This is a genomic window from Ottowia sp. (assembly GCF_016703145.1).
In the GTDB taxonomy this organism is placed as follows: Bacteria; Pseudomonadota; Gammaproteobacteria; order Burkholderiales; family Burkholderiaceae_C; genus Ottowia.
The window spans coordinates 1,560,713-1,586,465 of the sequence record NZ_JADJCO010000003.1; the positions used below are offsets into that span (position 1 = coordinate 1,560,713).

A 25,753-nucleotide genomic window follows, 5' to 3' on the forward strand; every position below is an offset into this window, starting at 1 on the left:
CACTGCTGGACGAAGATCGGCGAGGGAAACGTGGAGATTCTGCTGCTCGAAGACTTGGCCGCCGACGCCCGCCAGTGGCTGGCCGCTCGGCACCAAGTCGATTATCGGCCAGAGCTGCAGCAAGATCTGGCGCAGTTGCACCAGCGGCTGTACAAGACCGATGCGCTGGTGGTGCCGCCCCGGCTCAAGGTCAACCGCCAGTTGCTCGACTTCGCGCCCCGCCTGGCAGTGCTGGGCCGTATCCACGACGGCACCGAGAATATCGACTTCGAAGCCTGCCAGTGCCGCCGCGTGCGGGTGGTCCAGGCCTCCAGCGCCACGGTGCGGGCCAGCGCCGAGCATCTGCTGTTCAGCCTGCTCACCCTGTTCCGCTGCGGCGGCCGGCTTCTGGAAGAGGAATCGCTGTCGGGCCGGGAGATCAACGACAGCGTGATCGGGCTGTTCGGCCTGTCGGCGCCGGCCCACCTGCTGGCCACCATGCTGGTGCCGCTGGGCGCGCGCGTGGTGGGCTACGACCCGGCCGTGCACCGCGGCGCCGAGTTGTGGCGCCGCCTGGGCGTGCAGCCCATGGCCTTGGCCGACATGCTGAAAGTCGCCGACGCGGTGTCGATGCAGGCCATCTACGCCTCGCGCTACCGCAGCCTGGTGGGCGAGCACGTGCTGGCCGCCTGCAAGCCCGGCCAGATGTGGACCAGTATCAGCCGTCCCTCGCTGTTCGACCTCGATGCCCTGGCGGCCGCGCTGCGCTCGGGCCGCATCGCCGCCTTCCTGATGGACAGCGACGACGAACGCCTGGCCGCGCCGGATTGCCCCCTGCGCGGCCTGCCCACGCTGCGCATCACGCCGCGCCTGGCGCCCCGCACGCAGGAGTCGCACCTGCGCGGCAGTTGGTACCTGGCCGACCGTCTGCACGAGACGTTGGCGATGAGCGAGGAGCAGCGCCAGCGTGGCCTGCTGGGCGCGGACAGCGTGCCGATGAGGCACGCGTAGCGGGCGTGGTCAGCCCAGGCGCCGGAGTTGGTCGCGGATCTTCTCCAGCGCGGCGCCGAAGTCGGCCAGGCGCCGGTTCTCCTGCTCGATGACGGCGGGCGGTGCCTTGGCGACGAAGGCCTGGTTGGCCAGCTTGCCCTGGGCCTTGGCCAGTTCGCCTTCGAGCCGCGCGGCCTCCTTGGCCAGGCGCGCCTTTTCGGCGGCGACGTCGATCTCCATGAACAGCGCCAGCCGCGCCGGGCCCACCACCGAGACCGGCGCGGCCTGCGCGGCGGCGGCCCATTCGTCTTCGCTGGCGAATACCTTCACCTCGCTCAGCTTGGCCAGCGCGCCCAGCACCGCCGCGTGGGCCTGGATGAAGTCGCCGTCGCCCAGCGCATAGAGCGGCAGGCGCTGCGCGGGCGACACGCCCATCTCGCCGCGCAGGTTGCGGCAGGCGTCCACCAGTTGCTTGAGCCGGGCGATCTGGGCTTCGGCCGCTTCGTCGATGTTCTCGGCCTGCGCGGCGGGGTAGGGCGCCACGGCCACCGAATCGCCGGTCTTGCCGGCGACGTGGGCCACGGCCTGCCACAGCGCCTCGGTGACGAAGGGGATGATCGGGTGCGCCAGCCGCAGGATGGCTTCCAGCACGCGCACCAGCGTGCGGCGCGTGGCGCGCTGCCGGGCGGCGTCGCCGGTCTGGATCTGCACCTTGGCGATTTCCAGGTACCAGTCGCAGTACTCGTTCCAGACGAAGTCGTAGATCGCCCCCGCCACGAGGTCGAGGCGGTAGTCCGCGAAGCCCTTGGCCACCTGCGCCTCGGTTTTCTGCAGGCGGCTGACGATCCAGCGGTCGGCGGCGGAGCGCTCCAGGGCGGTATCTCTATCGGCCCCACAGTCGAAGCCCTCGCAGTTCATCAGCACGAAGCGGCTGGCGTTCCACAGCTTGTTGCAGAAGTTGCGGTAGCCCTCGCAGCGCTTGCTGTCGAAGTTGATGGCGCGGCCCAGCGTGGCCATGGCGGCGAAGGTGAAGCGCAGCGCGTCGGCGCCGTAGCCGGGGATGCCGTCGGGAAACTCCTTCTTCGTCGCCTCGCGCACCTTGGGCGCGGTCTCGGGCTTGCGCAGGCCGGTGGTGCGCTTGTCCAGCAGCGGTTCCAGCGCAATGCCGTCGATCAGGTCGACCGGGTCGAGCACGTTGCCCTCCGACTTGCTCATCTTCTTGCCGTGCGCGTCGAGCACCAGGCCGTGGATGTACACGTCGCGGAAGGGCACGCGGCCGGTGAAGTGGGTGGTCATCATGATCATCCGGGCGACCCAGAAGAAGATGATGTCGTGGCCGGTGACCAGCACGCTGCTGGGCAGGTACAGGTTGTAGTCATCCGTGGGCGCGTCGCCCTGGTCGGGCCAGCCCAGGGTACTGAAGGGCACCAGCGCGGAGGAGTACCAGGTGTCCAGCACGTCCTCGTCGCGGCGCAGCGTCTTGCCGGGGGCCTTGGCCTGGGCCTCGGCTTCGCTGCGGGCCACGATCACCTTGCCATCCTCGTCGTACCACGCCGGGATCTGGTGGCCCCACCAGAGCTGGCGCGAGATGCACCAGTCCTGGATGTTGTTCATCCACTGGTTGTAGGTGTTGACCCATTGCTCGGGCACGAAACGCACCTGGCCGGACTGCACCGCATCGATGGCTTTCCGGGCGATGGACTTTCCGCTCGCGTCCGGCTTGCTCATGGCGACGAACCATTGGTCGGTGAGCATCGGCTCGACGACCTGCCCGGTGCGGGCGCAGCGCGGCACCATCAGCTTGTGCTTCTTGGTTTCGACCAGGGCGCCCACGGCCTGCAGGTCGGCCACCACGGCCTTGCGCGCGGCGAAGCGGTCCAGGCCGCGGTATTTCTCCGGTGCGTTGTCGTTGAGGGTGGCGTCCAGCGCCAGCACGCCGATGGTCGGCAGGCCGTGGCGCTGGCCCACGGCGTAGTCGTTGTGGTCGTGCGCGGGCGTGACCTTGACCACGCCGGTGCCGAACGCGCGGTCCACGTAGTCGTCGGCGATCACGGGGATGAGCCGGTCCACCAGCGGCAGCTTCACGTGCTGGCCGATCAGGTGCGTGTAACGCTCGTCCTCGGGATGGACCATGACGGCCACGTCGCCCAGCATGGTTTCCGGCCGCGTGGTGGCCACCGTCAGCGCACCCGAGCCGCCCTCCAGCGGGTAGGCGATGTGCCAGAGAAAGCCGTCTTCCTCCTCGCTCTCCACCTCCAGGTCGCTCACCGCGCTCTTGAGCTCCGGGTCCCAGTTGACGAGGCGCTTGCCGCGGTAGATCAGGCCCTGCTCGTACAGGCGCACGAAGGTCTCGGTCACCACCCTGGAGAGCTTGTCGTCCATGGTGAAGTACTCGCGGCTCCAGTCCACCGTGTCGCCCAGGCGGCGCATCTGGCTGGTGATGGTGTTGCCCGACGCTTCCTTCCACTCCCACACGCGGGCGACGAAGTTCTTGCGGCCCAGGTCGTGGCGGCTCTGGCCTTTTTCCTGCAACTGGCGCTCCACCACGATCTGCGTGGCGATGCCGGCGTGGTCGGTGCCCGGCACCCACGCGGTGTTGAAGCCCCGCATGCGGTGGTAGCGCGTGAGGCTGTCCATGATGGTCTGGTTGAACGCGTGGCCCATGTGCAGCGTGCCGGTCACGTTGGGCGGCGGCAACTGGATGGCGAAGTTCTCGCCGCGCGCCGCCGCCCCGGCATCGGGCTGGCCCGTGCCGCGAAAGCCGGCGCGCCCCAGGCCGTGCCGTTCCCATGCGGGGCCCCATTGCGCCTCGATGGCAGTGGGCTCGAACGATTTGGACAGGGCCGCGAGGCGGGGCTGGGAGGTGGAGTCGGACATGGCGTGCTTGGCGTGAGCCAGGGGAAGGGGGCGGGCCTGCGGCGCAGGCGCGAAACTTTTAATTCTAGCTTTGCGCACCGGGCGGAGCGGGGGCGGCGCCCTGCCGAGAATGGATGGTGAAAAGTGCCCAATGCCAGTGCTGGTATTGCGCCAATAGCTATTGAAACAATAGTGATCGGGATCGCCCCTCGGGCATGTACGGCACGGGCCGTTCAATAGAATCCGGCCCCATGTCCCTGGAGCCCGACATCTCCTTGCTCACCCGCCACGTGCTGCTGGCGGCGTTCGCGCTGTCGGCGCTGTTCGGCGCCATCGTGCAGCGCACGCGCTTTTGCACCATGGGCGCCATCGCCGACGTGGTGGCCATGGGTAACTGGACGCGCATGCGCCAATGGGCGCTGGCGGCGGGCGTCGCGGTGCTTGGCTTCGCGCTGCTGGCCGCCGGCGGGTGGGTGCGCGCCGCCGACACGGTGTACGCCGGGCCGCGCTGGATGTGGTTGTCGTCGCTGGTGGGCGGCGGGCTGTTCGGCATCGGCATGGTGCTGACGTCGGGCTGCGGCAGCAAGACCCTGGTGCGCATGGGCGCCGGCAACCTGAAGGCGCTGGTGGTGTTCGTGGTGATGGCGCTGGCGGCCTACGCCACGCTGCGCGGCATCACGGCGGTGCTGCGCGACCGCACGGTGGACCGGGTGTTCGTCGAATTCGACGGCCCGGCCACGCTGGGCCACCTGACGGCGGCGGCCGGCGGCTGGGCCCCCGCGCCTGCGCTGGCGGCCGCCGCGCTGCTGGCGGGCGGCGCGCTGGTGCTGTGGGCGCTGCTGGGCCAGGGCTTCGTCGGCGCCGACAACCTGCTGGCCGGGCTGGGCATCGGCGCCGTGATCACCGCCATGTGGTGGGTGAGCGGCGCGCTGGGCTATGTGCCCGAGCACCCACAGACGCTGGAGCCCACCTACCTGGCCACGCGCTCGGGGCGCATGGAGTCGCTCACCTTCACCTCGCCGCTGGCCCACAGCATCGACTGGCTGATGTTCTTCAGCGACCGCAACCAGCGCCTGAGCCTGGGCGTGGCGTCCGTGGCCGGCGTCGTCGCCGGGGCGGCGCTGCAGGCGCTGGCCTCGCGCCAGTTCCGCTGGGAAGGCTTCAAGACCACCGAGGACCTGGCCAACCACCTGGCCGGCGCGGTGCTGATGGGCGTGGGCGGCGTGACCGCGCTGGGCTGCACGATCGGCCAGGGCTTAAGCGGCGTGTCGAACCTGAGCCTGACCAGCTTCACCGCCGTGGCCGGCATCGTGGCCGGCGCCGTCGCGGCCTTGAAGTACCAGGGCTGGCGGCTGGAGCGCACCCCGTGAGCGAGGCGGACGCCGAGCGCCGCTTCGGCGGACTGGCGCGCCTGTACGGGGCCGAGGGCGCACGGCGCATCCGCGCGGCGCACGTCGCGGTCGCCGGCATCGGCGGCGTCGGCTCCTGGGCGGCCGAGGCACTGGCGCGCAGCGGCGTGAGCGGGATCACCCTGATCGATCTGGACCACGTGGCCGAATCCAACGTCAACCGGCAGATCCACGCCCTGAGCGCCACACTGGGCCAGGCCAAGGTGTCGGCCATGCGCGAGCGCATCGCCCAGATCCACCCCGGCTGCGTGGTGCATGAGGTGGATGCGTTCGTGGAGCCGGAGCACTGGCCGGGGATGCTGCCCGGGCCCGTCCACGCCGTCATCGACGCCTGCGACCAGGTGGCCGCCAAGGTGGCGATGGCCGCCTGGGCGCGAGTCCGGCAAGCCTGCTTCATCACCGCCGGCGCGGCGGGCGGCAAGCGCCACGGCGAGCGCGTGGAGATCGCCGACATCGCGCAGGCCACGCACGACCCGCTGATCGCCCAGTTGCGCTCCCGCCTGCGCCGCCACCATGGCGCGCCGGCCGGCGGCCAGTGCATGGGCGTGCCAGCCGTGTTCAGCCGCGAGAGCGTGGCCATGCCCGAGGCCTGCGAGTCCGCGGATCAGGTCGACGGTACGCTGAACTGCCACGGCTATGGCTCCAGTGTCGCCGTCACCGCCACCTTCGGCCTGTGCGCGGCCGGCTGGGTGCTGGACCAAGTGGCCCTGGGGCGTGCCAAATCCACGCTATAATGCAAGGCTTGCTGGAGTGCTGACAAAGCAATCTGGCATCGGGGGACGTTAGCTCAGTTGGTAGAGCAGCGGACTTTTAATCCGTTGGTCGGCAGTTCGAGCCTGCCACGTCCTACCAGTCCACATAAGGAAAGCCTGCTACTCAAAAGGTAGCAGGCTTTTTTCTTGGCTATGTTCCCGTTGAGTGTGGAAAGACGCCAACAGCCGCGAGGAGCAATGCTTGCGGGGTTTGCAGGCGATGGGTATCCAGAGCGCGGCGCCAGCCCAGGTAGTTGGGCAGATATCGAGTGGCCACGCCATGAAACTTGTTGAGCCATTGGCGCAGGCGGCTGTGATACGCATTGACGTTCTGCACATGGAATGCGCCCTTGACGCGAATACCTGCGGACAGATTGACCGATTCATGCGTGATGCGGGCAGCGCGCTTCAGCTGGCGCGCACCCTTGTGGGATTCGAGCAGATACGTCTCGTCGGCCTCGGTAATGCCGTTCAGGTGGGCGGGGCAATCATCTTTGGCCCATTGCAGGAGGCGGTGGCGCCAACGAAAGCTGGTGTTGCGATGGACACCGCTGTGCGCGCCGCTTGCCGGATGGTCTGGGAGTCGAGCATGCATTGCAGATAGTGCAGCCACTTGGATTTGAGCCGCAGGCGTGCCAAGGGCGTACCGGTCAAGGCGTTGAAGGTCTTGCCGCAAGCCACACAACGGTAGCGCGGCAAGCCGTGCGCCTGGCCGTGGCGGTACAGGTGAGTGCCAGCGCAGTGCGGGCACCGAGGGGTGCGCTGCAGGCGAGACTGGATGATTTGCTGTGCTTGCTCGGGGCTGCACTGCTGGTGCAGTGCGCTCTCAAGTTCAATGCGTTGCTCGTGCGTGAGGCCCTGCAGCCCGGTGAGCAATCGTTTGGAGGTGCGTGAGTCCATTGAAGTCTCCCGGCAGTCCTACATGGACGTTGGACTGGGGGAGATTCCGGACGGTTCAACACTTAACGAAGACAGAGCCAAAGTTTTTGTCGGGGTAGGCGGTGCCGGTCATGGCATGGCCCCCAGCTTCGCCAGCCGCTCGCGCCCGGCGGCGGTCAGGAAATATCGGCCGGGCCGGCAGGTTCTCCCGTCGCGGTCGGTCGCCGTCATCAGTTGCATGTCGATGGCGTCGAACCCGATCTTGCTGCGGATTTTTGCGATGACATCGGGGAAGCCCCGGCGATCCGATCAAGGGCTTCGCGCGCCAGCCCGCCGGGGGCGGCCAGCAGGGCGGCGAGCAGATCGCCACCGCCCTGCAGGATCTGAATGAATGGGCGGTGCTGCCCGAGAACGCCGGCAAGACCTTCGGCGACTACCTGGACGCGCGCCCGAACGCGGCGCTGCAAACGGCCATCGCCACGGCCGTTGGCGGCGGCGCCCAGGTGGCCACGGTGAAGGCGGCCGGCTGGGCGGTGAACCGCGCCGACTACCAGGCCGAGAAAGCCCGGCAGGCCGAGCTGCGCAACCAGGTGCTGGCAGAGCTGAACACCCTGGCCCAAGCCAACAAGGTGCTGCAGCGCAGCCCCGAGACGTTCCAGGAGTTCGTCGCCAAGGCCACCGAGGACGGCCCGCTGCAGTCGGTCTACATCGACGGCCAGACCCTGATGCAGTCCGGCCTGGCCGAGCAGGTGGCCGCCATCAGCCCGGCCGTGGCCGAACAGGTGCAGCAGGCCGCGCAGACCGGGGGCGCGGTGGCCATCCCCGTGGACGAGTACGCCGCCCGCATCGCGCCGACCGACCTCGCGCAGCAGTTGCAGCCGCACCTGCGCACCGAGGCAGACGGGTTCAGCCAAGCCGAGGCGCAGCAGTACATGCAGAGCCAGGGCGAGCAACTGCAGGCCGACCTCGACCGCGCCGTGGCCGACAGCCAGCAGGGCGATGCCTTCCGCGCCAGCGCGGACGTGGTGACGGGGCAGATTCGCCAGCAGCTCGACCGGGCGGCGCGCTTCCGGCCCGAGGTCAACGACGCCTATTCCCGCGTGGTGGGCGCCTACTTCGCCACGCGCGCGGCGCAGTTGGGTGTGACGCCCGAGGCGCTGTTCGAGCGGCGCATGCTGACGGTGGGCGCGGAGAGCGTGCTGGGCGGGGACGTGCTGAACCAGGCGCTGGCCTCGCAGCCGCCCAAGGGCTGGGTGCACGTCACCAGCGGCGAAGAAGCGGCGCAGATGTGGGAAGGCGAGGGGGCGCAGGCGGTGTTCTGGACCGACCTGGGCGGCAAGCTGGCGCAGGATGCGCCCGAGCTGGCTGGCTACTCGCACTCACTCGACAGAAGCCGCGTGGATCACATCCGCAAGAACCACGGCGACAGCAAGGCGGAAGCCTCGCGCGGCCAAGTGGCGGTCACGGCGCAAGACCTCGCCCGAGTGCCAGAGATGGTGACCAGCTACGACGCCATCAACGCCAATGTGCCCGTCAAGAACGAGCAGGGCAACCAGATGCTGCGTGGCTTGGTGTTCGCCAAGAAATTTGAGGATGGGGTGTTGGTCTATACGGGCGTGGTATCCCGCAAGCGCCAAGATGTACGCGGCGCGACCATGTGGAAGTATCCCCCAACGATTGATGCTCAGACCGCCATAGAGCGGGCCACCGCCAATCTAACGTCCGAAACGCTTGGGGGCATGAGTGGCACTCTACCAGATCAAGGCGGCTCCTACAACCAAGGCGCCGACCAGACCGACACGCCCGAGTTCGAGCGCTGGTTCGGCGACAGCAAGGTGGTGGACGCAGAGGGCAAGCCGCTGGTGGTGTACCACGGCACTTCCGCCGACTTCGATGCGTTCGATATGGGCGCGGACAAGCGCGGCGTGGGCGGTGCTTGGTTCAGCGACAGCCACAACTACGCCTATGACATGGCAGGGGGCAGGGATGGGCGCGTGATCGACGCTTACCTCAGCCTGAAGAACCCAAAGGTTGTCGATGTGATGGCCGAGGCCGCCCGTGTCGCCGATGAGTTGGGGATGGATGCGCCAACCGATTCGATGGAGGCACAAGAGTTCTTGGCCGGTGGCATGGGTTGGGATTCCGTTGTCGGCGACATGGTGAGCGAAGCGAAGCGCGAAGGACATGACGGCCTCATCATCACGTCGTTCGCGGACGGCCGCACCGTGGACACCACGGCATACATCGCCTTCCGCTCCGAGCAGATCAATCCAGCCGATCCCAACATCCTGCACCACTATCGAAAAACTGACGTAACGTGTTGATTTATAAAGAAATACGTCACAGCAGCTATCGGTAGCTATCGCCGGCCAGCAAAACAGGTTGACGGTAGAACTGACGGTAAGAACTGGAGGTCGGATTAAGACCCTCCCGTTTACTATTGAGACCAAACCGGTCTTTGACGGTAAAGCGCTCCCCTGGAAAGCTTGTTTCATGCGGCTTTCCGGGCATCGACAGGTCTCCTGACCCCTGACGGTAAAAGCCGTCACGAAACAGGAGAAAAACCTCGATGCTTACCGACACAGCACTGCGCAATCTGAAGCCTAAGTCCAAGCCCTACAAGGCTTCGGACCGCGATGGGATGTACGTGACGGTATCGACCGCCGGTACCGTCACCTTCCGCTACGATTACCGTCTCAACGGGCGCCGTGAGACCCTGACCATCGGCCGCTATGGCGCTGGTGGCATCTCGCTGGCGCTGGCCCGAGAAAAGCTGCTCGACGCCAAGAAGGCCGTCGCTGCTGGCCGCTCCCCGGCACTGGAAAAGCAGCGCGAGAAACGCCGGCTGACGGCGGCCAAGAACTTCGGCGACGTGGCCCTCAAGTGGCTGGCGGACGCCCGGATGGCTGACAGCACGCGCGCGATGCGCAAGCACGTCGTCGATCGGGACATCCTGCCGGCGTTCCAGAATCGGCTGCTCAACGAAATCACCGCGGACGACCTGCGAGCCTTGTGCAGCAAGGTGAAGGCGCGCGGGGCGCCTGCCACCGCGGTGCATGTTCGCGACATCGTGAAGCAGGTCTATGCCTTCGCCATCCTGCACGGCGAGAAGGTGGACAACCCGGCCAGCGATGTGGCGGCGGCCTCGATCGCGACCTTCGTGCCGAAAGACAGGGCGCTGTCGCCGGCGGAAATCCGGCTGGCGTTCCATCAGCTGGAGTCCATCGCGACGTATCCGACGATCCGCCTGGCGCTGCGCATGGTCCTGCTGACCCTGGTGCGCAAGAGCGAATTGATCGAGGCCACCTGGAGCGAGATCGACTTCGAGAATGCCACCTGGACGATCCCGAAGCAGCGCATGAAGGGGCGCAACCCGCATGTGATCTACCTGTCACGGCAGGCCCTGGACATCCTCGTGGCGCTGCACACCTGCGCTGCTGGCTCGAAGTTCGTGCTGCCCTCGCGCTACGAGCCGATCCGTTGCATGTCGCATGCGACCCTGAACCGGGTGACCCAGCTCATCGTGGCGCGGGCCAAGGCGGCCGCTCTGCCGCTGGAGCCCTTCACCGTGCATGACCTGCGCCGTACCGGCTCGACGCTGCTCAACGAAGTGGGCTTCAACGGCGACTGGATCGAGAAGTGCCTGGCCCACGAAGAGGGGCGAACCTCCCGTTCGGTCTACAACAAGGCCGAATACGCCGAGCAGCGGCGCCACATGCTGCAGGAGTGGGCGGACATGGTTGATGCCTGGATTGACGGGCGGACCTATGTCCCGACCTTGCAGCCGGAGAACGTGCCGGTGCCAGTGCTCAGCGCGGCCTTGTGAGGTGGGGACCGCATGATGACTGCATCTGGGCTCGTTGCCGTTGGGCAGCGGACGGTTTGCTTTTGTCTGAAAAAGATCACTCAAGGTGACTCTTTTTCGTTGATCTCAAACCATCCGGTCTTGGCGATGGTTTATGAATCTGCTATTTTGAGCACTATGGATGCTCAAAATTCAGGAAAACTGAACCATCTGCTGGCCGAACTGGGCGATACACGCTTGGTGTCCAGCCGCTGGCTGCGGGCGCATGGCTATTCCAACAGCCTGGTCGCGCGCTATGTCGCCAGCGGTTGGCTGGTGTCGCCCGCGCGGGGTGTCTACCTGCGCAAGGGAGGGCGATTGCAGTGGGAGGGCATGGTCCGCAGCCTGCAGCTCGGGGAGGGCTCGTCGCTGCACGTCGGAGGGCGTTTTGCGCTGACCCAGCAGGGACACGAGCACTACCTGCGCCTGGGCGATGCCGGGACGGTGACCCTCTACGGGCCGGACCGACCGCCGGGCTGGGTGGACAAGCTGTCCATGGCGCAGCGCTTCGAATACCTGGGCAAGGGGCCGCTCGATCTGCCTGCCGTCTCGTTCACGGACGACATGTCCGAGGCGGCACTGTCGGCGCAGGGGCTGGCCTGGTACCGGGCCGGGCCCAGCACCGACCCCTGGTGTGCTCCTCGCCCGAGCGGGCGATGCTGGAGCTGTGCGATGGCGTGTCGGATGCCGCAGGGGTCTACGAGGTCGATGCGCTCATGCAGGCCATGACCACGCTGCGGCCGCAGCGGGTCGGCCTGCTATTGCGGCATTGCCGCAGCATCAAGGCCACGCGGCTGTTCCTGGCCCTGGCTGATCGCCATCGGCATGCATGGCTGACGCATGTGTCGCTCGAAGGCGTTGACCTGGGCCGAGGCAAGCGCGCGCTCGTGCCCGGCGGGCGCTTGCATCCCACCTACCAGATCACCTTGCCGGGAGACCTCGATGAGCACCTGGCTTGACCATTGGGATCAGCGCTACACGGACCGCGTGCGGCTGCTGGTCGAGATCCTGCCGGTGCTGGCGCAGGAGCCGCGCTTCGCGCTCAAAGGCGGCACGGCCATCAATCTGTTCGAGCACGATCTGCCGCGCCTGTCGGTGGACATCGATCTGGCTTGGCTGCCGGTGCATGACTATGCCGAGGATGCGAGGCTGATTGCCGAAGCGCTCGGACAACTGGCCGACAAGCTGCGTGCGCGGCCTTTGCAACTGCAGGTGCAGGCCTCGGCGGGCGAGGGCGGGGCGGTCACGCGGCTGGTGGCCAGTCGCGGCCGCGCGCGCGTGCAGATCGAGACAACACCGGTCATGCGCGGCACGGTGCATCCGGTGCGCAGCATGGTCGTGCGCCCACGCGTGGAGGAGGCGTTCGGCTTCGCCGAGGTGCAGGTTCTGGATTTCGCCGACCTCTATGCCGGCAAGCTGGCGGCGGCGCTGTCGCGGCAGCATCCGCGCGATCTCTTCGACGTAGGCTTGCTGCTGCAGGAGGAGCGGGCGAATGAAGCGCTCTGGCGCACTTTCCTCGTGTACCTGACGTGCAGCCCCAAGCCGGCCTGGGAAATGCTGGCACCCCGCGTGTCTGCGGATTTCGAGGCTACCTTCGAGGCCCATTTCAAGGGCATGACATCCGAGCCTATCAGCGTGGCTGCCTTGCTGGAAAGCCGCGAGCGCCTGTTGGCGCGCGTAGCGCATTGGTTGGATGGGCCGTCGCGAGCCTTTCTGCAATCCGTCGAGGATGAGAAGCCGGATTTCAATCTGATCGGACTTGCCCATGCGGCCGAGTTGCCGGGTGTGCGACGCAAGCTTCACAACCTGGCGCAGCGCACGGCCGCCAAGCGTGCAACTGATCGCCGGCAGCTTGACGAAACGCTGGCGCGGATCGCTGGTGCCAGATGACGAAGGAGGCTACCGCGATGGTTCACGATTTCACGCTGGTCTATGCACTGGACTCGGGCATGGGGTCGCAGGAGGATGTCCTTCGCCGGCTGGCGGACAGCGACTGCGCCGATGCCACGGGCGGTTGGGGGCGGCCGGGTCATGTCGGCCTGGCTTTCAGCAGGAAGGCGAGTGACCGCGATGCTGCGGTCACACTTGCCACGGCGAAGATGGCACAGGCGCTGCCGGGAGCGGTACTGGTCCGGGTGGATGCCGCGTAGCCGCTGCAGCCATTTGATGGTGACGTCATCCTCGAATAGGGCGGTGCCGGCGCAGCCTCACGTCCGGTCCGCTCGACGTGCTGGTCTTCGCTGATCGAGAGGCTTGCTTGCGGCCTTCGATCCAGGCTTCGACTTCTGCCAAGTCCCAGACGACGCACCGGGCGGTGAGGCGGAAGCGGCGCGGGAATTCGCCGCGCTGTTCCATTTCGTAGATCGTCGTCTCTGCCAGAGGCACGATCTGGTGCAACTCGTGACGGCGGATGGTACGGCGGAAAGGCAAAGGAAACTTTGCAGGAAACTGGGGCAGGTTGTCATAGCCATCCGTGCCGGGATACGGTGCGTGCGCCTGCGGCTCCTCGTGTTCAGCGACGTGTTCCATGCGAACGTGCATTGATGACTCCCAGTAGATCTCTGTGCATACGGAGCCATGGTGACTATCGGCAGCAATTGGTACAACTCGCTGTGGCGAAGCGAGGAGGGCACCATCTAATCTACGCATCACGGTGACGTCGTATCTCGCGCTGCCCGCTTCTGTTGCACGTGCGATTGAGAGCGAAATCCCCGATCCCCCGTCATGAAGGCTTCCAACATATGCGGGATCAGTGTCATCGCATCCACGGCCTCGCCATACGCCTGCGTGTGAAGCATTGCATAGCGGTCCAAGTCCGCCTTCAAGCTGGCCGGACACGCGAAGGTCAGCTTGCTGGATTCGAGTTTCGGGAGCGGGCCAAGCCGCAATTTTCTGGTCGTGCTCATCGGGCACCTTCGCGCTGATAGAACAAGGGCTGGTAAGAACGAAGCTGTAAATCGCGGTTGACGATGACACGCACCGGCAGCCCTGGCCGCGCCGTCAGCGTCGGCTGGATGTTCATGTTGCGCCGGGTCATCTCCTGGCCTACCTGGTTCACGCTGTCCTGTAGGCCATCACGTCCAGCGATGATGATGCGGTTGCCGTCCTGCCGGTTCTCCGGCGCGGCCAACTCGGCCCCGATACCCAGCAACGTCGTCAGCGCCGCCCCAGCCACAATGCTGCCCCAGTGCCGGTTGATCTCGTCTTCCACGCCGGCATAGCCCGCAGGATCGGTGCCCACAAGGTTGTCCAGCGTCAGTGAGGACGTATCGGGCAGGATGATCCGGTTCCACACCATCTGCACCCGGCTCTGTCCAAAGCTGACCTGGTTGTTGTACTTGCCCAGGATGCGCGAGCCCTGCGGGATCAGCAGGAACTTGCCCGTGGCCGTGTCATAGACCGGCTCCGTCACCGTGGCGATCACGTCGCCCGGCAGATCGGACTTGATGCCTGTCACCAGCGCCGCCGCAATCACCGTCCCGGCCATCACTTGGTATGGTGAGACAGGCATCTGGAGATGGCCGGAATTGCGGGTTTCCGTAGAACCGCCTTTCAGGAAGGCTTCCTTCTGCTCCTGCCGGTTCTGCGCCGTGGTTGGATCGGCAGGCTGGGCCGCCGTCGAGGCCGACCCAGCGGCCAATGGATCGAAGCCCGCCAAGGCCGATGCGGAGCCAGCCGCAACGACTTGCGCGGTCGCTGGCGCTGCGGTCTTGCCGGGAGAGCCGGAACGGAAGAACACCGACGAGGCCGCCGCTGCCTCCGCCTCCTGGCGACGTGCGTCCTCCGGGTCGTGGCCCGGCGGCGCATAGGTGGGCGTCACAGGCTGCTGCGACTTCACAATGGCCGGGCCGAGATCGCCCGGCAGTGGCGGCCCCAGTTCCGGCACCTTTGGCAGCTTGGAGTAATCCGAAGGAAGCCCATCCAGCCCTTCGGACTTCGAGACGCGATCCACGTTGTAAAGCTCAGTCTGATCGCCCGCGCCGCGCCGGTGCGGCTGCAATGACCAGATGGTGGCCCCGAGCACGGCGACCGACAGGCCGCCGACGAGGATGGCCAGCGTGCGCCGGTTCAGGCGCGTGACCGAGCGCGGCTGCGCGCGCAGCGCCACCGCCTCAGGCGCGACCTTGCCCGCCGAAGACGTGGCAAATTCAGGGGAATCGTCCTGGCTCATGGTCAATTCCTCCGAGTGCCACCCGAGACACCATCCGTGCGCTCGATCCGCACCACGTCGCCCTTGTCGCCGCCCAGCCGCAGTTCGGCCGCGCCAAACAGGCGATCCACGATGTAGTACGGCGAGCGGAAGCGATAGTTCACCAGTTGCCCATCGCCCTGTGCGCCGATCACGAACAGCGGCGGCAGCTCGCCCTGGGCGATGCCCGGCGGGAACTGGATGTAGACCTTCTCGCCATCGTCGAAGGCGCGCAGCGGCTTCCACGGCGGATTGCTGCCGCTGACCGCGTAGCGGAAGCGGATCTTCTCCAGCGACAGACCGGACTCCACCGGCGCAGCGGCATTGGCCACTTGCGCCTGGCGCTGCAGGGTCAACATCTTGTCCTTGGGGTACTCCCAGGACACGGAGGCCATCCAAGTCTTCTCGGTCGAGGTCAGTTCCAGCAGATATGTCCTGCGGCTGGTCGTGATGACCAGATTGGTCTTCAGGCCCGAGCGGATCGGCTTGACCATCACATTGACGCGCAGCGCATCGCCGCTGCCGCTGGACGTGTCGCCCACGATCCAGCGCACCGTGTCGCCGGCGGCCACCGTCACCAGCTCCTCGCCCGGCTGGAGCGCGATCACGGTCACGCGGCCCACGGCCGCATAGACCTGATACAGCGCGCCATCCGTGAAGGGCCAGACCTGAATCGCGTTGACGTAGCCCTCGCGCGTGGGCGCAATGCGCGCTTCGGCGTTGGCGCGGGACACGCGCACGGTTTCATCGGCGGGTTCTGCGGCAGGCTTGGCATCCGGCACAGGTTTCATCTGCGCCGGCATCGGCAGCACTTGCGGCACGGCCACCACCTCCACGGGCGCTGGCGGCTCCGGCAGCGGCTGGGCCTGCACCGGCTCGTCGAGCGAGATGGTCGGCGGCGGCTTGCCCTGCGTGGCGCAGCCCGCCAAGGCAAGCAGGATCACCGGCGCAGCGGATTTACGGAAAAGATCATTCATGGCTTGGCTCCTTCGGAAGAATCGAGTTCGCGGCTCCACGACAGGCCGTTGACGTAGATGCCCAGGGGGTTCTTGCGCAGGCGCTGCTCGGTACGCGGGGTTTGCTGCACGATGGAAATCACGGCGTTCCAGCGTTCAGTGCCTGCGGCGGCGCCGTTGACGAAGCGCTGCTCCGTCCAGCGCACGTTGAAAGACGTGTCGCTGGCACGGGTCACACTGGTGATCTGCACCGTCACCGACTCCTTGCCGATGCGCGCGAACGGGTCATTCACGCGGGCGTGCTCGTTCAACACCACGGCACCCTTGTCGGTCGTGTAGTCGTAGGCGTCCAGCCAGTTCTGCCGCACCACGATCGGGTCGATGGACAGCGAACGCACCAGGCCATGAAGCGGCCCAGGTGGTACGCGATCTGCGCATCGCTGGGCTGGTACGGCGTGGCGGCCTCGCCGACAGCGCGCACCTGGCCCGCGTTGTCCACCTCGATGACATAGGGCGTCACGATGGACTGCGCCGAGCGCCACACCAGGCCGCCGGCCATCAACAGCGCGAGCGTGAGGCAGCCGAAGGCCATCAGCCGCCAGTTCTTCGCCTGCACGCGGGGCGAGCCGATACGGTCGTCCCACACCTGGCCAGCAGCTTGGTACGGCGTGGCAGGCTGCGGCGTGTCGGCGTAGCGCACCTGCGGTTTTCTGAATCGCATGGTCAGTTCTCCTTGTGAATCGCTTCAATCGTCGGAGCCGCGCAGGCTTGGCCCCTGGCCGGAGCCGCCGCCGTCGCCCCCGCGCAGTGCGTGGGCGGCGGTGGTCGCGGCATGGGTGAGTTGCTGGCGGCGGTGCAGCCGCTTGGCCCAGGCGGGCTGTGCGTTGGCTACGCCGGAAGTGACATCGCCCGCGACGGCCTGGCCGGATGCCCCGGCTCCACCGGCGGCCGCACCTTCGTCAGCGGCTGGGCCGTTCCAGCCAGCACGGAACGGAGCGGCCATCCGCTGCCCCGCAGCGGAAGCACGGGATGCAGCCGCGCGTCCGGCGGACTGCGCGCCGGTTTTGGCGACGTTGCCCAGGCCGGCCATTGCGCCCTTCGCGCCACCGCCTGCGGCGGCGGAACCCGCCTGGAATGCCGATCGTGCGCTGCTGGCCGTCGAGGCAGCAGCACGCGCGCCGCTGCCGGCCAGCTTGGCGGCGGCTGGCGCCATGCGCGCCCCGGCCATGACCGCGCCACCAACGCCAGCCGCGGCAGCACCGACGGCAACGGCCGTCCCGGCTGCGCCGACAGCGGCACCGGCCATTGCGCCCGCGCCGAGCTGCGGCGCACCGGACACGAGGCCCGTGGCGATGCCAGGGCCGAAAATGCCCAGCGCCAGCAGCGTGAGCGAGGCCAGCATGATGACCAGCGCATGGTCGATGTTCGGCTCTGCGGGATGGACTTGGAACTGCGAGAACAAGCCCGAGCCGATGCCGACGATCACGGCCAGGACCAGCACCTTGACGCCGGATGCCACCACGTTGCCCAAGACCTTTTCCGCTAGAAAGCTCGTCTTGTTCCAAAGCGCGAACGGCACCAGCACGAACCCCGCGAGCGTGGTCAGCTTGAACTCGATCAGCGTGATGAACAGCTGGATCGCCAGTACGAAGAAGCACAGCACCACGACCAGCCACGCGAGGAACAGCACCACGATGGGATCGAGATTGGCGAACACCTCGGGAAAGCCCGCCATCTCGCCGATCTGTTCCAGAATCGGCGCCCCGGCGTCGATTCCGGTTTTCGCCAGCCGGCCCGGCTGCAAAAAGTTCTCCATCGTGATGGCCGAGCCGGTGGCCGTAATGCCCAGCCCCGCAAACGAGCGGAACACGATGCTGGCCAGCCAGTTGAAGTTGTTGAGGATGTAGGCGAAGGCACCGACATAGAGCACTTTGCGCAGCAGCTTGGCGATCACGTCCTCGCCTTGGCCGGTGGCGTGGCTCATGGCCCAATACAGCCCGGCGATCGTCATGTCGATGACGATCAGCGTGGCCGTGAGGAACGCCACTTCACCGCGCAGCAACCCGAAACCCGAGTCGATGTAGGTGGCGAAGGTGTTGAGGAACTGGTCGATGATGGTCACGTCATTCATGGCGTGCCCTCCGGTTCGGCGGGCGATGCTGGCGCTACGCCATCGGCCGGTTCATCGAAGCTCGGCGGAATCGGTGGCAGGTCGGCCAGCGTCTGGTATTCATCCGGCCCGGTCTGGCCGGAGAAGAAGCGCCGCCGGAAGGCTTCGGCGGCGGCGCGGCAAGCGTCCTCGCCCGTGGCCTGCATGACCTGTTGTGGATTGGCGGCGCATTGCGCGCGCAATGCCTTGAGCCGCACGGGATCGGCGGCCAGGGCATCGGCGAGGTTGTCGGCTGGCCGCTCGCCACAAGCGGCCAGCAGCGCAGCAAGCACTGAAACAGACAGGACGAGGACGCATTGCATGGCGGCCTCCCGTCAGTCACGGTAGAAGTTGACGGACTGTGGTGTGTACGGCGTGCCGTCGCCCAGGAAACGCCGCCGCACCTCGCGGGCGCGCTCCGTGGCCGCAGCCTGCCGCGCCAGCTCCAGCGAAGCGGCCCGGTCTTGCGTGATCTGGAGCCGCTGAGTCTGGATGGACTGCTTGGCCTGCAAGGCCAGCAGTTGGTTCGTGGCCTGCATGGCTTGCAGCGCGCCGACGGCGGATTGGCTCTTGCCCACCAAATCGGCCAACACGCCTTCATCGTCATGGAGGTTCTGCGATGCCTGAGCTTGCATCTGCATGGTGGTCTGCAAGCCGTTGAGCGTGTTCTTCCAACGCGCCTGCGCATCGCGGTACATCTGGTCGCCGCTGACGGTGGCGGCGTACTGCTCCGGGTACAGGCGCGCGAACTCCCGGTCCATGTTCGCCACGTCATAGGCCAGGCCCTTGGCCTGGGCGATCAGCCGCTGGGTGGTCGCCAGATTGCTGCGCAAGCGGCTCACCACGCTGGACGGCAAGCTGGCCAGGTTGCGCGCCTGGTTCATCAGCATCTGTGCCTCGTTCTGAAGCTGCTCGACCTGGTTGCTGATCTGCTCCAGCGTGTTGGCCGCCGTCATCATGTTCTGCATGAAGTTGAACTCGTCGAACACGGTGTCGCCGATGCCGAAGATGGCGTGGGCCGGCTGCACGGCGCCGAAGGCGAGCGTGCAGGCGACGGCCACTGCGGCGAGCTTGGGGGTATAGGACTTCATGGCAGGGTCTCCTGGGGTTGATCGGTGATACGAGGGGGAACATGGGAGGCAAGCGGCGCAAGGCCGGGGAACGAGGGCAGCAGGTCGGCCGCCCAATCGAGACCGCGATGGCGCAGCCAGGCGCCGGCGAAGCCGGGCGCGCCGGCATCCAGCAGCACGTGGTCGATGTCGCGCTGGTCTTGCGGCGTGGAAGCGCCTGCAAAGGCCAGCGCCGCCGGCCCCAGGTCGAGGTCGAACAGGCGATTGCCGAGACGCGATTGGTAGTAGTAGTCGCGCTTGGGCTGCGCGGTGGCGACGATCTCGATCTGGCGTGAGTTCAGCCCAAAGCCCTCGTAGATCGTCCTGATCTGCGGCTCGGTCGCCTGCGGGTTCGGCAGGAAGATGCGGCTGGCGCAGCTCTCGATGATCGCGGGCGCGATGCTCGAATCCTTGATGTCCGCCAGGCTCTGCGTGGCGAAGATGACGCTGACGTTCTTCTTGCGCAGCGTCTTGAGCCACTGGCGGATGCGGGCTGCGAATACGGGGTCATCAAGGAACAGCCACGCCTCATCGAGGATCAGCAGCGTGGGCGCACCGTCGAAGCGCTCGTCGAATCGCGCAAAGAGGTAATGCAGCACGGCCATGACGGCGGCCTTGCTGTGCATCAGCTCTTCCATCTCGAAGCACTGCACGCTGCCAGAACCCAGGCGATCCACATCCGCGTCCAGCAGCTTGCCGTGCGCGCCGCCCAGCACATAGGGGGCCAGTGCTTGGCGCAGCGCATTCGATTGCAGCAGCACCGACAAGCCCGTCATCGTGCGCTGCTCCACGGGCGCGCCAGCGAGACTGCCAAGTGCCGACCAGATGGCGGCCTTCTCGTCGGGGCCAACGGCCACGCCCTCATGCCGCAAGCGGCCTTCGATCCATTCGGCCGCCCAGGTACGGTAGCCCTCGCGGTCGATGCGGGCCAAGGGCTGGAAGGCAATTTCTCCATCCGTGCCCAGGTCGTAGTGCTCGCCGCCCAGCCCAAGGATCGTGGCGCGCATGGAGCGTCCCATGTCGAACGCGAAGATGCGTGAGCCGCGATAGCGCCGGAACTGCATCGCCAAGGTGGCGAGCAGCACCGACTTGCCCATGCCGGTGGGCCCGGCCACCAGCGTGTGGCCCACGTCGCCAATGTGCGTCACCAGCCGGAACGGCGTGGCGCCCTCGGTGCGGGTGACGATCAACGGCGGGCCATCAAGATGGTCGTTCTTCTCCGGCCCGGCCCACACGGCGGACACCGGCATCATGTGCGCCAGATTCAGCGTCGAGACGATGGGCTGGCGCACGTTGGCGTAGGCGTTGCCGGGGATCGAGGACAGCCACGCATCGACCGCATTCAGGGTCTCGGGGATCGTCACGAAGCCCCGGCCCTGGATGACGCGCTCCACCATGCGCAGCTTTTCGTCGGCCACCGCAGGATCGGCGTCGAGCACCGTCATCGTGGCGGTGAGGTAGCCGAAGGCAACCTGATCGCTGCCCAGCTCCTGCAATGCGGCATCCGCATCGGCCGATTTGTTGCTGGCGTCGGTGTCCACCAGCGGGGATTCCTGCTGGAAGATGGTTTCTCGCAGCAAGGCGATGACGTTCTTGCGCTTGGCGAACCACTGGCGGCGCAGGCGCCCCAATTCCCGTTCCGCCTCGGATTTGTCGAGACACAAGAACCGGGTTGACCAGCGATAGGCAAATCCAAGGCGGTTGAGGTCGTCCAGAATCCCCGGCCAGGTCGAGGTCGGAAAGCCCCGCACCGACACCACGCGCAGGTGCTGTTCGCCCAGTATGGGTGCGAGGCCACCGACCAGCGCGGAGTCGGTCAGCAGCGCGTCGATGTGGAACGGCACTTCGGGCACGCCCACGCGGTAGCGCCGCGTCGAGATGGTGGCGTGCAGATAGGTCAACGTCTGGCTGTCGTCGAGCCAGGCGATTTCCGGCATCACGCCGTCGAGCAGGTCAAAGACGCGATCGGTTTCCGCCACGAAGGCCGTCAGGCGCTCGCGCCAGTCCACGCCTTCGGTGGGCCGGTTCTCGTACAGCATCCCCGCCGCGCGGGCGCGTGATTCCTCGGGCGGCAGATACACCAATGTCAGGTGATAGCCGCTCTCGAAGTGGTTGCCCGATTCCTCGAATGCTGCGCGGCGCTCCTCGTCCACCAGCCACGACAGAGGCTCAGGAAACTCCGCGTGCGGATAGTTGGCGGCAGCGCGACGCTCGGCCTCCACGAACAAGGCCCAGCCAGATCCCAGCCGACGTAGCGCGTTGTTCAAGCGCGCCGATGTGGCAATCAGCTCGCCCTGCGTCGCGCTGTCGAGGTCAGGCCCGCGAAACCGGGCCGTACGCTGGAAACTACCGTCCTTGTTCAAGACGACGCCCGGCGCAACCAGCCCGGCCCAGGGCAACCAGTCGGCAAGCAAGGCCGGGCGCTGGCGGTATTCGGCAAGGTTCAGCACGGCATCACCTCACACGTCCAGCAGCGAGCGGTGCTTGATGTGCCGAGCGAACACGGCCATGAACTGCGGATCGACGCGCGCACCCCATACCGCCAGCGAATGGCCAATGATCCAGAGCACGACACCGGGAATCCACAGTTGCAGGCCCAGCCCGACGGCGGCGGCCAGCGTGCCGTTGGCGATCGCCACGGTGCGCGGCGCACCGCCCAACAGAATCGGCTCGGTCAGCGAGCGATGCAAAGGCACCTCGAACCCTGCCGCGAAGGTATCCGGGCCGCTCATACGACAGCCCCGCCGGAGAAGCTGAAGAACGACAGGAAGAAGCTGGAAGCCGCGAACGCGATGGACAGGCCAAACACGATCTGGATCAGCTTGCGAAAGCCGCCCGACGTGTCGCCGAAGGCCAGTGCGAGGCCCGTGGCGATGATGATGATGACCGCGACGATTCGTGCGACCGGCCCCTGGATGGATTCGAGGATGGATTGCAGCGGGCCTTCCCACGGCATCGAGGAACCGGCGGCCTGCGCCGTTCCGGCGAGGAACAGCAGCAGCGCGGCCAGCAGCAGTCCTTGCCCCGCAGGGCGGGCCAGGCTGCGCAGCCGTGCAAGGCGCAAAGCCGGATTTGCAGAAAAACGGAAAGCAGGAATGGTCATCTGCGTCATGGCAGTTCTCCAGGTTGGTCAGGGGACAGGAAAGTCGCCGCAGCAGGTGCGGCATCGGGGATCGGCTGCAACTCGGGAAACGGCGCGTCCATCGCGTCCGCCTCCCAATCCGCCAGCCGGTAGCCCACGCCGTCGAAGCCGACGACGCGGGCGATGCTCTCGATGTGGCGCTTGCGCCCGCGCCCGGCGATGTGGATGACCACGTTGACCGCCTCGGCGATCAGCGCACGGGGCGGGTTCACCGCCACTTCGAGAATCAATTGCTCCAGGCGCAGCAGCGCGCCCAGTGCGGAGCCGGCGTGGATGGTGGCGATGCCGCCAGGATGGCCCGTGCCCCACACCTTGATGAGATCCAGTGCTTCGGCGCCGCGCACTTCGCCGACGACGACGCGATCCGGGCGCAGGCGCATGGACGAACGCACCAACTCCGTCATGGACACCACGCCGGCCCGCGTGCGCAGCGGCACGTGGTCGCGGGCCGCGCATTGCAGTTCCACCGTGTCTTCGAGCACCAGCACGCGGTCGCCCGTGGCGGCGATTTCGGCCAGCAGCGCATTGGCCAAGGTCGTCTTGCCGCTACTGGTGGCTCCGGCGATCAGGACGTTCTGGCGCTCGCGCACGGCACGCACCAGAAAGCCCGCCTGCTCGGCGGTCATCATTCCGTCTTCGATGTAGCGCGACAGCGGGATCACGCCCACGGCGCGCTTGCGCAGCGCGAAGGCCGGCCCTGGTGCGGCGGGCGGCAGGATGCCCTCGAAGCGCTCACCCGTCTCCGGCAGCTCGGCGGACAGCAGCGGCTGGCCGCGATGCACTTCCGCGCCGACGTGGGCGGCCACAAGGCGGATGATGCGCTCGCCGTCCGCTTCGGACAGCTCCACGCCCATCGGCGCGCGGCCCGATGAAAGCCGGTCGATCCACAAGGTTCGATCCGGGTTGAGCATGATTTCCACCACGTCCGGGTCTTCGAGCGCGGCGGCGATCAGCGGCCCCATCGCCGTGCGCAGCATCTGGATGCGGCGATCGAGCGATGTGGCGCTCATGGACTGCGGAACGGCGCTCATGACGCACGCTCCTGCGTTTGTGCGGCGGCCGCCGCGTCTTCCATCCGCATTGGGTCGGGATGCAGTTCCTCCACCACGTCGCGCACCAGGCTCCGGCCCCGCAGCAGGTGGCGGCCCAACTGTTCAATGAATTGCTCGAAGCGCGCTTTGCCCTGGGCGCGAGCCGCGTCCTGGTGCGCCTCGGGGACTGGCGTGCTCACGGTCAGGTAGTAGCGAACAAACAGTGCCAGCGTCTCGATGGCGATGTTCTGGTCGCGCTCCATGCGCTCGGCATGGCGCGACAGGCGATCCAACCGCTTGGCAATCGCCGCTTCGCGCTGGTCGGCCGCGTCGGGCGACAGCCAGGATGCGAGTGCCGCCGCGACGATGCTGGACTTTGAGACGCCTTTCTTGGCGGCCAGCTCGTCGAGCCGCTTGGCGTGCTCGGGCTGGATAAAGAGGTTCAGGCGGTAGTGGCTCATAGCTCGATTCCGTCGTTGGGGTTCAGCGATGCCAGCCGGGCCGTGCGCTGCATGGCCGGATCAAGCTGGCGAGGAAGGGGAGGCGGCAGGTCGTCGTCGTCATCGAGCAGCGCGAGGTCGGCGGCAGTCGCGGCCAGCTCTGGGTCGTAGGCGAAGGTTTCGGAGAGTTCGGGCTGACGGCGCGGGCCGCCGTCGTCGGCAGCCAAGCTCCCCAGGTCATCAGCGGATGCGGTGGCCGGTGCGGCAGGTGTTGGCGGAATCGCCAGCCCGCTCCAGTCGTCGGGGCGCAGCGGCGCCGCGTCGGCGTACTGGCCGTCCGCCAGCGCGGGCGGCGGCAGCACGCGGCGCTTGAAATTGGCGTCCGAGTAGTAGCGCAGCTTCTTGGCCTTGATCGGCGCCACGCTGGAGACCATCACCACGGCCTCGTCGGGCGGAAGCTGCATGACTTCACCAGGTGTCAGCAACGGCCGTGCCGTTTCTTGGCGCGACACCATCAGGTGCCCGAGCCACGGCGCGAGCCGGTGGCCCGCGTAGTTGCGCTGGGCGCGCAGCTCGGTGGCTGTGCCCAGCGTCTCGGAGATCCGTTTGGCCGTGCGTTCGTCGTTCGTCGCAAACGTCACGCGCACATGGCAGTTGTCCAGAATCGAATGGTTCTGCCCATACGCCTTGTCGATCTGGTTGAGCGACTGCGCAATCAGGAAGCTGCGTATACCGTAGCCCGCCATGAACGCCAGCGCCGTCTCGAAGAAGTCCAGGCGCCCCAGCGCCGGAAACTCGTCGAGCATCAGCAGCAGCTTGTGGCGGCGCTCGATGCCGTCGGAGCCGTCAAGCGATTCCGTGAGGCGCCGCCCGATCTGGTTGAGGATCAGGCGAATGAGCGGCTTCGTCCGCGAAATGTCCGAAGGCGGCACCACCAGATACAGCGACACCGGATGCTCGGCGGCGATCAGGTCGGCGATGCGCCAGTCGCAGCGCGACGTGACTTCGGCCACCGTAGGGTCGCGGTACAGGCCGAGGAACGACATGGCCGTGGACAACACGCCGGAGCGCTCGTTGTCCGATTTGTTGAGCACCTCGCGCGCTGCGGACGCCACCACCGGATGAGGCTCCGCGCCCAAATGTGGCGTGGTCATCATCCGGTGCAAGGTCAGCTCGAAAGGGCTGGCCGGGTCGGAGAGGAAGTTGGCGACGCCGCGCAGCGTCTTGTCCTCGCCCGCGTAGAGGACGTGCAGGATGGCGCCGACCAGCAGCGCGTGGCTGGTCTTTTCCCAATGGTTACGCTTCTCCAGCGCGCCTTCGGGATCGACCAGGATGTCCGCGATGTTCTGAACGTCACGCACTTCGTGCGCGCCGCGCCGTACCTCAAGCAGCGGGTTGTATGCGGCCGACCTCGCATCCGTCGGGTTGAACAGCAGGCAATGCGAGAAGCGCGAGCGCCAGCCTGCCGTGATGCTCCAGTTCTCGCCCTTGATGTCGTGGATGACGGCGGACGCGGGCCAGCTCAACAAGGTGGGCACCACCAGGCCCACGCCCTTGCCCGAGCGCGTGGGCGCGAACGTCAGGACATGCTCTGGCCCTTCATGCCGAAGGTACTGGCTGTCGTGCTTGCCAAGGAACACGCCGGCCGGCTGTGTGAGGCCCGCCTTGCGAATGTCCTGCGCGTTCGCCCAGCGGGCCGAGCCGTAGGTCGTGACGAGGCGCGATTGCCGCGAGCGCCAGATCGACATGCCAATGGCGACCACCACCGCCAGCAAGCCGCTGCCCCCCGCGATGGCGCCGCCGGTGTCGAACACGCGCGGCGCATAGGCATCGAAGAAGAACCACCACTCGAACAGCTTCCACGGGTGGTAGATCGGCGTGCCAAGGAAATCGAACCAGGGCGAGCCAAGGCGTAGCTGATAGCCGAGGGCGGCTGCTGTCCATTGTGTGGCGCCCCACACGCCGGCGATCACGATGCCGAATACCACGGCGATCTGACCGAACAGCACGTTCGTCCCTTGCATGACC

The 25,753-nt window shown here is 66.9% G+C and carries 21 protein-coding genes, 1 tRNA gene and 3 pseudogenes; 9 read left to right on the forward strand and 16 right to left on the reverse strand.

Translation table 11 applies throughout. The features are described from left to right. Window positions 1–30: 30 nt before the first annotated feature. Window positions 31–990, forward strand: coding sequence for an NAD(P)-dependent oxidoreductase (locus IPG65_RS11290; RefSeq protein WP_293189451.1), 960 nt, complete (start codon window positions 31–33; stop codon window positions 988–990). Window positions 991–999: 9 nt separating this feature from the next. Here the strand turns inward: IPG65_RS11290 and IPG65_RS11295 are convergent, their stop codons facing one another. Further along, window positions 1,000–3,846, reverse strand: a complete 2,847-nt coding sequence (locus IPG65_RS11295) for a valine--tRNA ligase (protein WP_293189453.1) — start codon at window positions 3,844–3,846, stop codon at window positions 1,000–1,002. A gap of 230 nt (window positions 3,847–4,076) precedes the next feature. Between IPG65_RS11295 and IPG65_RS11300 the strand changes: the two genes are divergently transcribed. From IPG65_RS11300 to IPG65_RS11310, 3 genes are all read left to right on the forward strand, one after another. Beyond that, window positions 4,077–5,195 (forward strand): YeeE/YedE family protein, encoded by a 1,119-nt coding sequence (locus IPG65_RS11300; RefSeq protein ID WP_293189455.1) that lies wholly within the window; start codon window positions 4,077–4,079, stop codon window positions 5,193–5,195. Then, window positions 5,192–5,968, forward strand: coding sequence for a tRNA threonylcarbamoyladenosine dehydratase (locus IPG65_RS11305; RefSeq protein ID WP_293189457.1), 777 nt, complete (start codon window positions 5,192–5,194; stop codon window positions 5,966–5,968). Before IPG65_RS11300 ends, IPG65_RS11305 begins: the two co-directional genes overlap by 4 nt. A 42-nt stretch (window positions 5,969–6,010) precedes the next feature. Then, window positions 6,011–6,086 (forward strand) — tRNA-Lys (locus IPG65_RS11310). A 51-nt stretch (window positions 6,087–6,137) separates the two neighbouring features. Here IPG65_RS11310 and IPG65_RS11315 read toward each other — a convergent pair. After that, a pseudogene (locus tag IPG65_RS11315) lies at window positions 6,138–6,886 on the reverse strand (hypothetical protein). Window positions 6,887–7,263: 377 nt separating this feature from the next. Here IPG65_RS11315 and IPG65_RS11320 point away from each other — a divergent pair. The 5 genes and pseudogenes from IPG65_RS11320 to IPG65_RS11340 all read left to right on the forward strand — a co-directional run bounded on the left by IPG65_RS11320 (window position 7,264) and on the right by IPG65_RS11340 (window position 12,859). Further along, complete coding sequence (locus IPG65_RS11320) at window positions 7,264–9,189, forward strand: hypothetical protein (RefSeq protein ID WP_293189459.1); 1,926 nt, start codon at window positions 7,264–7,266, stop codon at window positions 9,187–9,189. A gap of 245 nt (window positions 9,190–9,434) precedes the next feature. Continuing rightward, window positions 9,435–10,691, forward strand: a complete 1,257-nt coding sequence (locus IPG65_RS11325) for a site-specific integrase (protein WP_293189461.1) — start codon at window positions 9,435–9,437, stop codon at window positions 10,689–10,691. A 156-nt stretch (window positions 10,692–10,847) separates the two neighbouring features. After that, window positions 10,848–11,668, forward strand: a pseudogene (locus tag IPG65_RS11330) (type IV toxin-antitoxin system AbiEi family antitoxin domain-containing protein). Further along, window positions 11,652–12,599, forward strand: a complete 948-nt coding sequence (locus IPG65_RS11335; RefSeq protein WP_293189463.1) for a nucleotidyl transferase AbiEii/AbiGii toxin family protein — start codon at window positions 11,652–11,654, stop codon at window positions 12,597–12,599. Before IPG65_RS11330 ends, IPG65_RS11335 begins: the two are co-directional and overlap by 17 nt. A 17-nt stretch (window positions 12,600–12,616) precedes the next feature. After that, complete coding sequence (locus tag IPG65_RS11340; protein WP_293189465.1) at window positions 12,617–12,859, forward strand: transcriptional regulator; 243 nt, start codon at window positions 12,617–12,619, stop codon at window positions 12,857–12,859. Between the two features lie 25 nt (window positions 12,860–12,884). Here IPG65_RS11340 and IPG65_RS11345 read toward each other — a convergent pair whose 3' ends face one another. From IPG65_RS11345 to IPG65_RS11410, 14 genes and pseudogenes are all read right to left on the reverse strand, one after another. After that, window positions 12,885–13,238 (reverse strand): AlpA family transcriptional regulator, encoded by a 354-nt coding sequence (locus IPG65_RS11345; protein WP_293189467.1) that lies wholly within the window; start codon window positions 13,236–13,238, stop codon window positions 12,885–12,887. A 119-nt stretch (window positions 13,239–13,357) separates the two neighbouring features. Continuing rightward, the gene (locus tag IPG65_RS11350) at window positions 13,358–13,615 is read right to left on the reverse strand and encodes a DUF2274 domain-containing protein (RefSeq protein ID WP_293189469.1); all 258 of its coding nucleotides are present in this window, start codon (window positions 13,613–13,615) and stop codon (window positions 13,358–13,360) included. After that, window positions 13,612–14,880: a TrbI/VirB10 family protein gene (locus IPG65_RS11355; protein WP_293189471.1), complete on the reverse strand. Its 1,269-nt coding sequence runs from the start codon at window positions 14,878–14,880 to the stop codon at window positions 13,612–13,614. Before IPG65_RS11355 ends, IPG65_RS11350 begins: the two co-directional genes overlap by 4 nt. Before the next feature lie 2 nt (window positions 14,881–14,882). After that, window positions 14,883–15,875 (reverse strand): P-type conjugative transfer protein TrbG, encoded by a 993-nt coding sequence (gene trbG, locus IPG65_RS11360; RefSeq protein ID WP_293189473.1) that lies wholly within the window; start codon window positions 15,873–15,875, stop codon window positions 14,883–14,885. A gap of 80 nt (window positions 15,876–15,955) precedes the next feature. Next, window positions 15,956–16,575: pseudogene (gene trbF, locus IPG65_RS11365) on the reverse strand (conjugal transfer protein TrbF); the annotation flags it as partial. Window positions 16,576–16,599: 24 nt separating this feature from the next. Continuing rightward, the gene (trbL, locus tag IPG65_RS11370; RefSeq protein ID WP_293189475.1) at window positions 16,600–17,985 is read right to left on the reverse strand and encodes a P-type conjugative transfer protein TrbL; all 1,386 of its coding nucleotides are present in this window, start codon (window positions 17,983–17,985) and stop codon (window positions 16,600–16,602) included. Further along, complete coding sequence (locus IPG65_RS11375; protein ID WP_293189477.1) at window positions 17,982–18,326, reverse strand: hypothetical protein; 345 nt, start codon at window positions 18,324–18,326, stop codon at window positions 17,982–17,984. The genes trbL and IPG65_RS11375 overlap by 4 nt, the downstream gene beginning before the upstream one ends. A gap of 12 nt (window positions 18,327–18,338) precedes the next feature. Further along, on the reverse strand, window positions 18,339–19,094 hold the full coding sequence (trbJ, locus tag IPG65_RS11380) for a P-type conjugative transfer protein TrbJ (RefSeq protein WP_293189479.1): 756 nt from the start codon (window positions 19,092–19,094) through the stop codon (window positions 18,339–18,341). Further along, on the reverse strand, window positions 19,091–21,562 hold the full coding sequence (trbE, locus tag IPG65_RS11385) for a conjugal transfer protein TrbE (RefSeq protein ID WP_293189481.1): 2,472 nt from the start codon (window positions 21,560–21,562) through the stop codon (window positions 19,091–19,093). Before trbE ends, trbJ begins: the two co-directional genes overlap by 4 nt. Window positions 21,563–21,571: 9 nt before the next feature. After that, window positions 21,572–21,844: a VirB3 family type IV secretion system protein gene (locus IPG65_RS11390; protein ID WP_293189483.1), complete on the reverse strand. Its 273-nt coding sequence runs from the start codon at window positions 21,842–21,844 to the stop codon at window positions 21,572–21,574. Further along, a complete protein-coding gene (locus IPG65_RS11395) occupies window positions 21,841–22,224 on the reverse strand; it encodes a TrbC/VirB2 family protein (RefSeq protein ID WP_033453502.1) in 384 nt (127 codons plus the stop codon). Before IPG65_RS11395 ends, IPG65_RS11390 begins: the two co-directional genes overlap by 4 nt. Then, window positions 22,221–23,285, reverse strand: coding sequence for a P-type conjugative transfer ATPase TrbB (trbB, locus tag IPG65_RS11400; protein WP_293189500.1), 1,065 nt, complete (start codon window positions 23,283–23,285; stop codon window positions 22,221–22,223). Before trbB ends, IPG65_RS11395 begins: the two co-directional genes overlap by 4 nt. After that, window positions 23,282–23,746: a CopG family transcriptional regulator gene (locus IPG65_RS11405; RefSeq protein WP_293189502.1), complete on the reverse strand. Its 465-nt coding sequence runs from the start codon at window positions 23,744–23,746 to the stop codon at window positions 23,282–23,284. The genes trbB and IPG65_RS11405 overlap by 4 nt, the downstream gene beginning before the upstream one ends. After that, window positions 23,743–25,749: a conjugal transfer protein TraG gene (locus IPG65_RS11410; protein ID WP_293189504.1), complete on the reverse strand. Its 2,007-nt coding sequence runs from the start codon at window positions 25,747–25,749 to the stop codon at window positions 23,743–23,745. Before IPG65_RS11410 ends, IPG65_RS11405 begins: the two co-directional genes overlap by 4 nt. Between the last annotated feature and the right edge of the window lie 4 nt (window positions 25,750–25,753).

Coding starts and splice junctions, on each gene's coding strand:
- IPG65_RS11295 (WP_293189453.1), bottom strand. CDS start 3,846: ATGTCCGACTCCACCTCCCAGCCCCGCCTCGCGGCCCTGTCCAAATCG.
- IPG65_RS11340 (WP_293189465.1), top strand. CDS start 12,617: ATGGTTCACGATTTCACGCTGGTCTATGCACTGGACTCGGGCATGGGG.
- IPG65_RS11300 (WP_293189455.1), top strand. CDS start 4,077: ATGTCCCTGGAGCCCGACATCTCCTTGCTCACCCGCCACGTGCTGCTG.
- IPG65_RS11390 (WP_293189483.1), bottom strand. CDS start 21,844: ATGAGCGGCCCGGATACCTTCGCGGCAGGGTTCGAGGTGCCTTTGCAT.
- trbJ (WP_293189479.1), bottom strand. CDS start 19,094: ATGAAGTCCTATACCCCCAAGCTCGCCGCAGTGGCCGTCGCCTGCACG.
- IPG65_RS11345 (WP_293189467.1), bottom strand. CDS start 13,238: ATGGAACACGTCGCTGAACACGAGGAGCCGCAGGCGCACGCACCGTAT.
- IPG65_RS11335 (WP_293189463.1), top strand. CDS start 11,652: ATGAGCACCTGGCTTGACCATTGGGATCAGCGCTACACGGACCGCGTG.
- IPG65_RS11410 (WP_293189504.1), bottom strand. CDS start 25,749: ATGCAAGGGACGAACGTGCTGTTCGGTCAGATCGCCGTGGTATTCGGC.
- trbG (WP_293189473.1), bottom strand. CDS start 15,875: ATGAATGATCTTTTCCGTAAATCCGCTGCGCCGGTGATCCTGCTTGCC.
- IPG65_RS11375 (WP_293189477.1), bottom strand. CDS start 18,326: ATGCAATGCGTCCTCGTCCTGTCTGTTTCAGTGCTTGCTGCGCTGCTG.
- trbB (WP_293189500.1), bottom strand. CDS start 23,285: ATGAGCGCCGTTCCGCAGTCCATGAGCGCCACATCGCTCGATCGCCGC.
- IPG65_RS11405 (WP_293189502.1), bottom strand. CDS start 23,746: ATGAGCCACTACCGCCTGAACCTCTTTATCCAGCCCGAGCACGCCAAG.
- IPG65_RS11355 (WP_293189471.1), bottom strand. CDS start 14,880: ATGAGCCAGGACGATTCCCCTGAATTTGCCACGTCTTCGGCGGGCAAG.
- IPG65_RS11395 (WP_033453502.1), bottom strand. CDS start 22,224: ATGACGCAGATGACCATTCCTGCTTTCCGTTTTTCTGCAAATCCGGCT.
- IPG65_RS11325 (WP_293189461.1), top strand. CDS start 9,435: ATGCTTACCGACACAGCACTGCGCAATCTGAAGCCTAAGTCCAAGCCC.
- trbL (WP_293189475.1), bottom strand. CDS start 17,985: ATGAATGACGTGACCATCATCGACCAGTTCCTCAACACCTTCGCCACC.
- IPG65_RS11350 (WP_293189469.1), bottom strand. CDS start 13,615: ATGAGCACGACCAGAAAATTGCGGCTTGGCCCGCTCCCGAAACTCGAA.